The 6,849-nt window shown below is 73.4% G+C and carries 9 protein-coding genes; 6 read left to right on the top strand and 3 right to left on the bottom strand.

Annotated elements, in window-relative coordinates:
• A partial coding sequence (locus ABZW30_RS31060; RefSeq protein WP_355674542.1) for a Scr1 family TA system antitoxin-like transcriptional regulator occupies nucleotides 1-444 on the bottom strand: 444 nt, incomplete at its 3' end.
• Nucleotides 445-591: 147 nt separating this feature from the next.
• Between ABZW30_RS31060 and ABZW30_RS31055 the strand changes: the two genes are divergently transcribed.
• From ABZW30_RS31055 to ABZW30_RS31045, 3 genes are all read left to right on the top strand, one after another.
• Nucleotides 592-801, top strand: a complete 210-nt coding sequence (locus ABZW30_RS31055) for a hypothetical protein (protein WP_355674541.1) — start codon at nucleotides 592-594, stop codon at nucleotides 799-801.
• Nucleotides 801-1,046 carry a hypothetical protein gene (locus ABZW30_RS31050; protein WP_355674540.1) on the top strand — a complete coding sequence of 82 codons (246 nt, stop codon included), beginning with the start codon at nucleotides 801-803 and terminating at the stop codon, nucleotides 1,044-1,046. The genes ABZW30_RS31055 and ABZW30_RS31050 overlap by 1 nt, the downstream gene beginning before the upstream one ends.
• Nucleotides 1,047-1,123: 77 nt before the next feature.
• Nucleotides 1,124-1,591: an NUDIX domain-containing protein gene (locus ABZW30_RS31045; RefSeq protein ID WP_355674539.1), complete on the top strand. Its 468-nt coding sequence runs from the start codon at nucleotides 1,124-1,126 to the stop codon at nucleotides 1,589-1,591.
• Nucleotides 1,592-1,612: 21 nt separating this feature from the next.
• Here ABZW30_RS31045 and ABZW30_RS31040 read toward each other — a convergent pair whose 3' ends face one another.
• Nucleotides 1,613-2,740 carry an NAD(P)-binding protein gene (locus ABZW30_RS31040; protein WP_355674538.1) on the bottom strand — a complete coding sequence of 376 codons (1,128 nt, stop codon included), beginning with the start codon at nucleotides 2,738-2,740 and terminating at the stop codon, nucleotides 1,613-1,615.
• A gap of 61 nt (nucleotides 2,741-2,801) precedes the next feature.
• Here ABZW30_RS31040 and ABZW30_RS31035 point away from each other — a divergent pair, with 61 nt between their 5' ends.
• Both ABZW30_RS31035 and ABZW30_RS31030 read left to right on the top strand, forming a co-directional pair.
• Nucleotides 2,802-3,071: a hypothetical protein gene (locus ABZW30_RS31035; protein WP_355674537.1), complete on the top strand. Its 270-nt coding sequence runs from the start codon at nucleotides 2,802-2,804 to the stop codon at nucleotides 3,069-3,071.
• A gap of 605 nt (nucleotides 3,072-3,676) precedes the next feature.
• Nucleotides 3,677-5,089: a hypothetical protein gene (locus ABZW30_RS31030; protein WP_355674536.1), complete on the top strand. Its 1,413-nt coding sequence runs from the start codon at nucleotides 3,677-3,679 to the stop codon at nucleotides 5,087-5,089.
• A 252-nt stretch (nucleotides 5,090-5,341) separates the two neighbouring features.
• Here ABZW30_RS31030 and ABZW30_RS31025 read toward each other — a convergent pair whose 3' ends face one another.
• Nucleotides 5,342-5,872, bottom strand: coding sequence for an AAA family ATPase (locus tag ABZW30_RS31025; protein ID WP_355674535.1), 531 nt, complete (start codon nucleotides 5,870-5,872; stop codon nucleotides 5,342-5,344).
• 64 nt (nucleotides 5,873-5,936) lie between these two features.
• Between ABZW30_RS31025 and ABZW30_RS31020 the strand changes: the two genes are divergently transcribed.
• Nucleotides 5,937-6,713 carry a 2-phosphosulfolactate phosphatase gene (locus tag ABZW30_RS31020; protein WP_355674534.1) on the top strand — a complete coding sequence of 259 codons (777 nt, stop codon included), beginning with the start codon at nucleotides 5,937-5,939 and terminating at the stop codon, nucleotides 6,711-6,713.
• Nucleotides 6,714-6,849 lie beyond the last annotated feature (136 nt).

The following is a 6,849-nucleotide window of genomic DNA, read 5'->3' as shown; positions in this document are numbered from 1 at the left end:
GAGACGTGTCGACACCAGCTGTTCGAGTTCTTGCGGGGTTGCATGCGGATGGCCCGCGAGCAATGAGCGGTACGCGACCTCGGGGGTCTGCAGGAGCTCTGGAATGGTGGCGGCCGAGAATTCCTCGATGGCTTCCGCCTTGGCCTCGATCTCGGACCATTGGCGGTATTTGCCAGGGAACCTCTCCTTCCTGGCGAGTACGTAGACGCGGCCGAAGCGCCCGTCGGTGCCGAACGCGGCATCGAGCTTGGCCGGAAGCTCCGGCGGCGGCATCGACTCGGCCCGTTCGATCCGGGCAAGGTGCCCCTTCGAGAAGCAGCCCAGGATCTCGGTCAGCTGGTCAAGCGACATGGATTCGGCCAGCTTTCGGTGATTGCGCATCTCCCAGCCGAACAGGTCGCGGGCCGAACGTCCCGGATCCAACTCCTTGGGTCTGAAGGCCATGCCGCCCCTCCAGTGTGTCCAACCATGATGTGGCACACGTCCACGCTGGTCAGCCTAGCTGCAATGAGCAACGCTTGAAGCACGGAAAGTGATGTCGATCGTGAATCGACTCGCGTGACCGCAGATTCGCGTGGAAGGCGATCAGTCATGACCATGAAGTCACCCCAGCCTGCCAAACTCCATGGCTACGGTGTCCGTTGGGACACCGAGGCCCGGTGCTACCGGGTCCGTAACGAGATGACCGGCCAGTGGCTGCGCAGCGCCGCCACCGGTGAGTTGGCCTCCTTCACCTTCTTCTCCGACGCCTGGAGCGCGTGGAAGGTCTTCGAGGTGCACAAGCGGCCGGGGGAGCAGTGATGTCCTCGACCCTCTCCCGCGTCACCGCCGAGCAGCGCCGGCAGGCCGCCGTCGTCCTGGACGACCTGACCACCGTCCTTGCCCTCGGCGGCGTCACGCTCCCGACCCTAGAAGTCGACTGGGCGGGCGGACGTTTGACGTGCGAGTACCTGCTCCACGTCACCGCCCGCCCGGTGGACCTCCTGCGGATCGTCGACCTGCTGCGCAAGGGACTGCGCCACGAGCGCCTCACGCACGACCACTGACCTCCTCGCCCGCCTTCTCTGGTGGGCGGGCTTCGCCCTCCTCCTCCTCGTCGTCCTCAGAAAGTAGAACCATCCCGATGCGCGACCCCCGCCTCCTGGCCAAGCCGCCCGTGACCCGGCTCGGCTGCCTCGTCCTCGTGCGCAACCGGCGCGGCGAGGTCCTGCTCGTCGACCCGGACTACATGGACGGGATGATCCTGCCCGGCGGCGCCGCGAACACCAACGAGCCCCCGCACCGCGCCGCCGCCCGCCACCTGCACGCCGAGACCGGCCTGAACCTGCGCCTGACCCACCTCCTCGCCGTCGACTTCACCCCCGCCGACCGCTACCTGGAGCGCCTCAACCTCGTCTTCGACGGCGGCACCGTCCGTGACGACACCCCTCTCACTGTCCCGCCCCAACACCGCAGCGGCCTGCTCGGCGCCCGCTTCGTCCCCGTGCGCGAACTGCCCGACGTCACGGCCCCCGCCCAGTACGCCCGCCTCGCCGAGGCGCTCGCCAACCGCACGCTGCCCGTCCTCCTCCACGGCCAGCGCACCGCCTGAGCCTGCGCCGGTTCGGTGCGCTCACGCGGACTCGGCCGAGGCATCGCCCGCAACCACGCGGCTGGCGGCGGCGACCGCGGCGAAGCCGTAGTCGAGCATGTCCCTCTCGTAGGAGCGGACGGCGTCGAGCAGGGGCGCGTTCGAGACGAGTCGGGAGGCGAGCAGGCCCGCGTCGTGGAGCGCGGCTCCCGCGCTGATCCCGGCCGGGGCCATCGGGTGCGCCGCGTCACCGACCAGGGTCACCGGTGCCGGCGGCCACAGCGCGGGGCGCTCGGAGATCTGGACGCTCGCGGGCACGAGGTACCGCAGGTCCGCCAGCCGGACCAGCGCGCTCAGCGAGGGGTGCCAGTCGGCGACGGTGCCCGCCGCCTTCGTCAACAGCTGCGCCGCGCCCAGCCCGAAGAGCCCGGGGCCGTAGGCGGCGGCCGGGGCGGCCACGCTCCACATCACGTAGTCGTCGGCCGCCGGGAGTGCGAAGTCGGCCGGGCTGCGGCGGAACCGCTGCGCGGCCGGCGCGAGACGGCGGCCGTTGGGGCCGGACACGCCCAGGAAACCGTTGAGCGCCGGCTCCGGGGTCAGATCCCGTACCTGGTCGGTCAGTGGCGTACGGCCGTAGATCAGCAGGGTGTCCTGCACGGTCACCGGGAAGTCGGGCAGCAGTTGGCGCCGGATGCCGGAGTTGGCCCCGTCGGCGGCGACCAGCAGGTCGCCCTCGGCGGTGGAGCCGTCGCTGAGGTGGACCCGTACGGTGTCGTCGTCCAGCAGCTCGTAGTGACGGAAGCCGGCACCGAAGCGGATCGAGTCCGTCAGCTCCCGCAGCATGATCCGACGCAGCGTGAGCCGGTCGACGGTGATGCCGGCGGCATCCGGGGCGAGCGCGATCTCGGTGAAGTCCCGCAGGTCGGGGCCGGTCATGCTGACGCCGCCGGTGGCCAGGCAGGAGGTGGCGACGGACTGGTCGTAGGCCGCGGCGGGCAGCCACGTGCGCAGTGCCGCGTCCCCGTCGCCGTTGATGTGGATCCGGTATCCCTGCGCGCGGGCGTCGATGGCGCGATCACGCTCGAAGAGCCGTACGTCGTGGCCGTGTCGGAGCAGGCCGTGGGCGAGGCACGGGCCGGCCAGGCCGGCGCCGACGATCAGAACACGCATGATGCAACCCCGAGTTGAGATCATCTCATGTGAGACCTTCTCGGACGCTAGCAACGTGGTCATGGAAACTCAACCGGGTGATCAGGCCGCCCTGGGACTGCTGATCCTCGGCCCCGAGGACGTCGGCGGCACGAATCCGGATCTCGCGCCCGGATCGTCGGAGCCCGGTGAGGCGCTGACGCCGTGCCCGGCCGGGCAGGCCGGGTTGTTCTCCACACTCACCGACACCCTGGTCCGGCACTGGGAACGCCCCCTGCCGGGAAGGCCGGGAAGGCCCCGGCTCTGCCCCCGACTCAGCCCCGACTCAGGTTTCCCGCACGGTACCCGGTGAGGAGTCGGACCACGCCCCCGTACACGCCGGCCCAGCCGGCTGCGGCGCGGTTTCCTCGGGTGAAGACGGCGACGCCGGTGTTGTCCCTCCCTCCACCGGGGCGCATGCGTTCGGTGCCGTCGAGGACCGCTGTGAGGGCGGCTTCGCGGATGAGGCGGGCGAGGGCGCCGACGCGGTCGGCGGTGCGCTGGTGGAGGTGTGGGGCGGGGCCGGGAAGGGTGCCGGGATCAGGCGGTGACCTGGTCGGACGCCGGTTCCCCGCCGGCTCGCGCGGGGTGTTGCGACACACGAGGCTTCCCATCACCTCGCTACCTCGAAGTGATCGGATCGCGGTATCTACTGTGGTTTGTCATGATTTCCCGTCAGGTGCCCTGTCGCACTTACGCCTTGTCGCGTGAGGGGTGCGGGGCGCTTTGCTGTGAGGAGAGGTGAACCCGCGGATGAGTGCTCGTACGCGTGCACAGGGCGATCTGCCGTGGTACCGGGTCAGCCGTCAGTGGCCCACGGCCGTGTTCGACAGGGCCCCGGTCGGTGGGACGACCCCGGCTCGTGACGTCGTCGCGTCCGATCCGGACGGCCCGGGTGGACGGCGTGGGGAGCGCGGCGTGGGGGTGGTGTCGGTGGGGGGCGCGCTGCTGTCCGGAATGGCGCTGCTGGCGGCCACGGCCGCGCCGGTGGCCGCCGCGCCGGTGGAGGACGTGCCGGTGCGGGCGCAAGGGGCCGACCCGTCGCAGACCTTCACCTTCACCGGCGCTTCGCAGACCCTGACCGTTCCGGCGGCGGCGGTGGTGACGATCACCGCGGACGGCGCGGGCGGCGCCGACAACACCGGCACCCCCTGTTCCGTCACCGGGACCGGTGGGACGGGGGCGCGGGTGGTGACCACCCTGCCGCAGACCACCGCACCGACGACCTTCACCGTCAACGTCGGCGGCACCGGCGGCAAGGGCTGCAACGGCACCGGCACGGCGGGTGCCGGCGGGTTCAACGGCGGCGCCCCGGGCGGGGGCTTTCCGCTCACCGGCTTCCATTTCGAAGGTCCGGGCGGGGGCGGGGCCTCCAGCGTCAGCACGGGCGGCTCCCTGCTGGTGGTCGCCGGCGGCGGCGGTGCCTCCGGCGGCACCGGAGCGGGCTCCACGGGAGGCAACGGAGGCAACGGCGGGACGACGCCGGATGCCACCGGCGGTACCGCGGGAAGTGCCACCGGCCCCGGGGCCGCGCCGGGGCAGGGCGGGGGCGGCGGCAGCACCACCACCAGTGCCGGGGGTGCCGGCGGGACCTCCGGCAGCGCCCCGCCCTGTGCGGTCACCAACGGCGGACCGGGGACCGGGTTCTCCGGTGCCACGGTCGGCACCGGCGGCACCGGGGGCAGGTTCGGCGGCGGCTGCGCCGCCACTGCCATCGGTGCTGGTGGCGGCGGCGGGGGCGGCTACTTCGGCGGCGGGGGCGGCGGCAGCGCCGCCGTCAACAGCAATGGCACCTCGGCGGGTGGCGGTGGCGGCGGCGGGGGCAGCAGCTTCGCCACCCCCACGGGTACCGGCACGAGCTTCGCGCCGTCGACGATCGGGACGGCGAACCACAACGGCCAGGTGATCATCTCCTACACGCTCCCGTCCTTGACCATCACCAAGACCCACACCAAGCACTTCACCCAGGGACGGGACGGCACCTACACCATCACCGTGGGCAACGCCGCCGGGGCCGCCCCGACCGACGGCACCACGGTCACCGTGTACGACACCCTGCCCCCCGGGCTCCGCGCCGACAGCATCAGCGGCACGGGATGGAACTGCACCCTGGACATCCTCACCTGCACCCGTAGCGACGTCCTGCCCGCCGGGAGCAGCTACCCTCCCATCACCCTGAAGGTCGACGTCTCCTGCGAGGCCCGCGACGAGGTGACGAACCGCGCCACCGCCCTCGGAGGTGGCGACACCACCAGCCACACCGCCACCGACCCCACCAAGATCAAGCGCCACGAGCACGACGAGCGCTGCGAGCGCCACGACCACTGGTGACCCGACCGGCCCGCGCCTGACGGCGGGTCCGTCCATGAGGACGGACCCGCCGTTCGGCGTGCGTTGCCGATCAGCGGCACCGGATGCGACGACCTTCGGGCCCATCGCGCCCCGTCCGGGTCGGCCGACCCGGAGGGGGCGCGGATCCGGCGGCCCCCGGCAGGCCGGCCGGAGCCCTCAGGGCCCGCCCGCAGGGCCCTTGCAGATCCGGCACGGCGGCCGCGATGGCGGCCCCTCGGCGGTGTGGCCCCGTCAGCGCCGGGCGAAGGCGACGACGTCCGCCAGCGGCGGGTCGTACCCGTGCGCGGTGTCCACGCACAGGCGCGGCACGCCGGGCAGGGACAGCGGAGTGAAGTCGTCCAGCAGGTTGCCCGCCCCCGGCGGGGCCGCGAGCAGCTCGCGGTCGGCGTGCGCGGCGCGGTGCCCGCCGGTGGCCAGGCGCTCGGCGATCCGCCGCCGGGCCAGCGCCGCCTCCACCCGGCAGTGCACCACCCGCAGCCCGGTGTGCGCGGCCAGCGGCTCCAGGCCCGGGCGCCAGACCCGGTGCTGGAACGCGGCTTCGGCGACCACGCTCACCCCGGCGCGCACCAGCACCCCCAGCACCTCGAAGAAGACCGCGCGCACCGCCTCGTCGGCCCCGGGGGCCGGGGCGCCCGCGCCCGCGTGCACCAGGCCCTCCTTCAGCTCGTCCCGGCACACCGCCGGGCAGCCGATCTCCCCGGCCAGCGCGTGCGCCAGCGTCGTCTTCCCGCTGCCCGGCCCGCCGCTGACCACGATCAGCACCGCCCGCCTCCCGTCCCACTCCGAACCCCCACGACGCTACGCCGCCGTGGCAGGATCGTCGGCCATGCGTGAGTACTTCGTCCAGGCGGGCTACGGCGTGCGCTTCGAATGGGGGCCGGCCGGCGCCCGGCACCTCGCCCCCGAGGTCGCCGCCCTGGTGGTCGTCGACGTGCTGTCCTTCACCACCTCCGTGTCGGTCGCGGTCGAGACCGGGGCGCGGGTCTTCCCCTACGCCTGGCGCGACGAGAGCGCCGAGACCTTCGCCCGCAGCCGTGACGCCGAACTCGCCGTCGGGCGAAGCGCCGTCAGCGTGCGGACACCCTGGTCGCTCTCGCCGGCGGCGCTGCGCCGCGCGCCGGCCACGCCGCGCCTGGTGCTGCCCTCGCCCAACGGCTCGGCGATCGCGGCGCCGGCGCACGGCGCCGGCGCGCAGGTGGTGGCGGGCTGCCTGCGCAACGGCGGCGCGGTGGGGCGGTGGCTGGCCGAGCGCGGCTACGGGAGGCGGGAGCGGCCGGTGGGCGTGGTCGCGGCGGGGGAGCGCTGGCCGGACGGCTCCCTGCGCCCGGCGCTGGAGGACCTGCTCGGCGCGGGCGCGGTGATCGCGGCCCTGCGAGGCCGGGGGTGCGGGCCGTTGTCGCCGGAGGCGGCGATGGCGGCTACGGCGCACGCGTCGTGTGCGGACGTCGCCCGGGAGGTCGGGCAGAGCGTCTCGGGGCGGGAGTTGGCCGAGGGTGGCTTCGGCGCGGACGTGGCGATCGCCGTCGAGCTGGACGCGAGCGAGGTGGTCCCGGTCCTCATCGACGGGGCGTTTGCCGAGGCAGGCAACTCACCTGAAAACTAAGGCAGTTGGCGGAGTGAGCGAAACCTCCGGAGGCGGCGGCTCGTTGTCCCGTGCGGGGCGAACGACTACCGGGGCCGAACAGCGCGCCCCGGCCTTGACGAAGGGTAGGCGCCGGCCCGGTCCGGCCCCGGGCTCG

The organism is Kitasatospora sp. NPDC004669 (assembly GCF_040609455.1).
Lineage (GTDB): Bacteria > Actinomycetota > Actinomycetes > Streptomycetales > Streptomycetaceae > Kitasatospora.
The sequence above is the reverse complement of the archived record's forward strand: the minus strand, read 5'-3'. Positions and strand labels throughout refer to the sequence as shown.

Excerpts from the sequence above, each read along its gene's own strand:
- ABZW30_RS31055 (WP_355674541.1), top strand. The coding sequence starts at position 592 with ATGACCATGAAGTCACCCCAGCCTGCCAAACTCCATGGCTACGGTGTC.
- ABZW30_RS31050 (WP_355674540.1), top strand. The coding sequence starts at position 801 with ATGTCCTCGACCCTCTCCCGCGTCACCGCCGAGCAGCGCCGGCAGGCC.
- ABZW30_RS31045 (WP_355674539.1), top strand. The coding sequence starts at position 1,124 with ATGCGCGACCCCCGCCTCCTGGCCAAGCCGCCCGTGACCCGGCTCGGC.
- ABZW30_RS31040 (WP_355674538.1), bottom strand. The coding sequence starts at position 2,740 with ATGCGTGTTCTGATCGTCGGCGCCGGCCTGGCCGGCCCGTGCCTCGCC.
- ABZW30_RS31035 (WP_355674537.1), top strand. The coding sequence starts at position 2,802 with ATGGAAACTCAACCGGGTGATCAGGCCGCCCTGGGACTGCTGATCCTC.
- ABZW30_RS31020 (WP_355674534.1), top strand. The coding sequence starts at position 5,937 with ATGCGTGAGTACTTCGTCCAGGCGGGCTACGGCGTGCGCTTCGAATGG.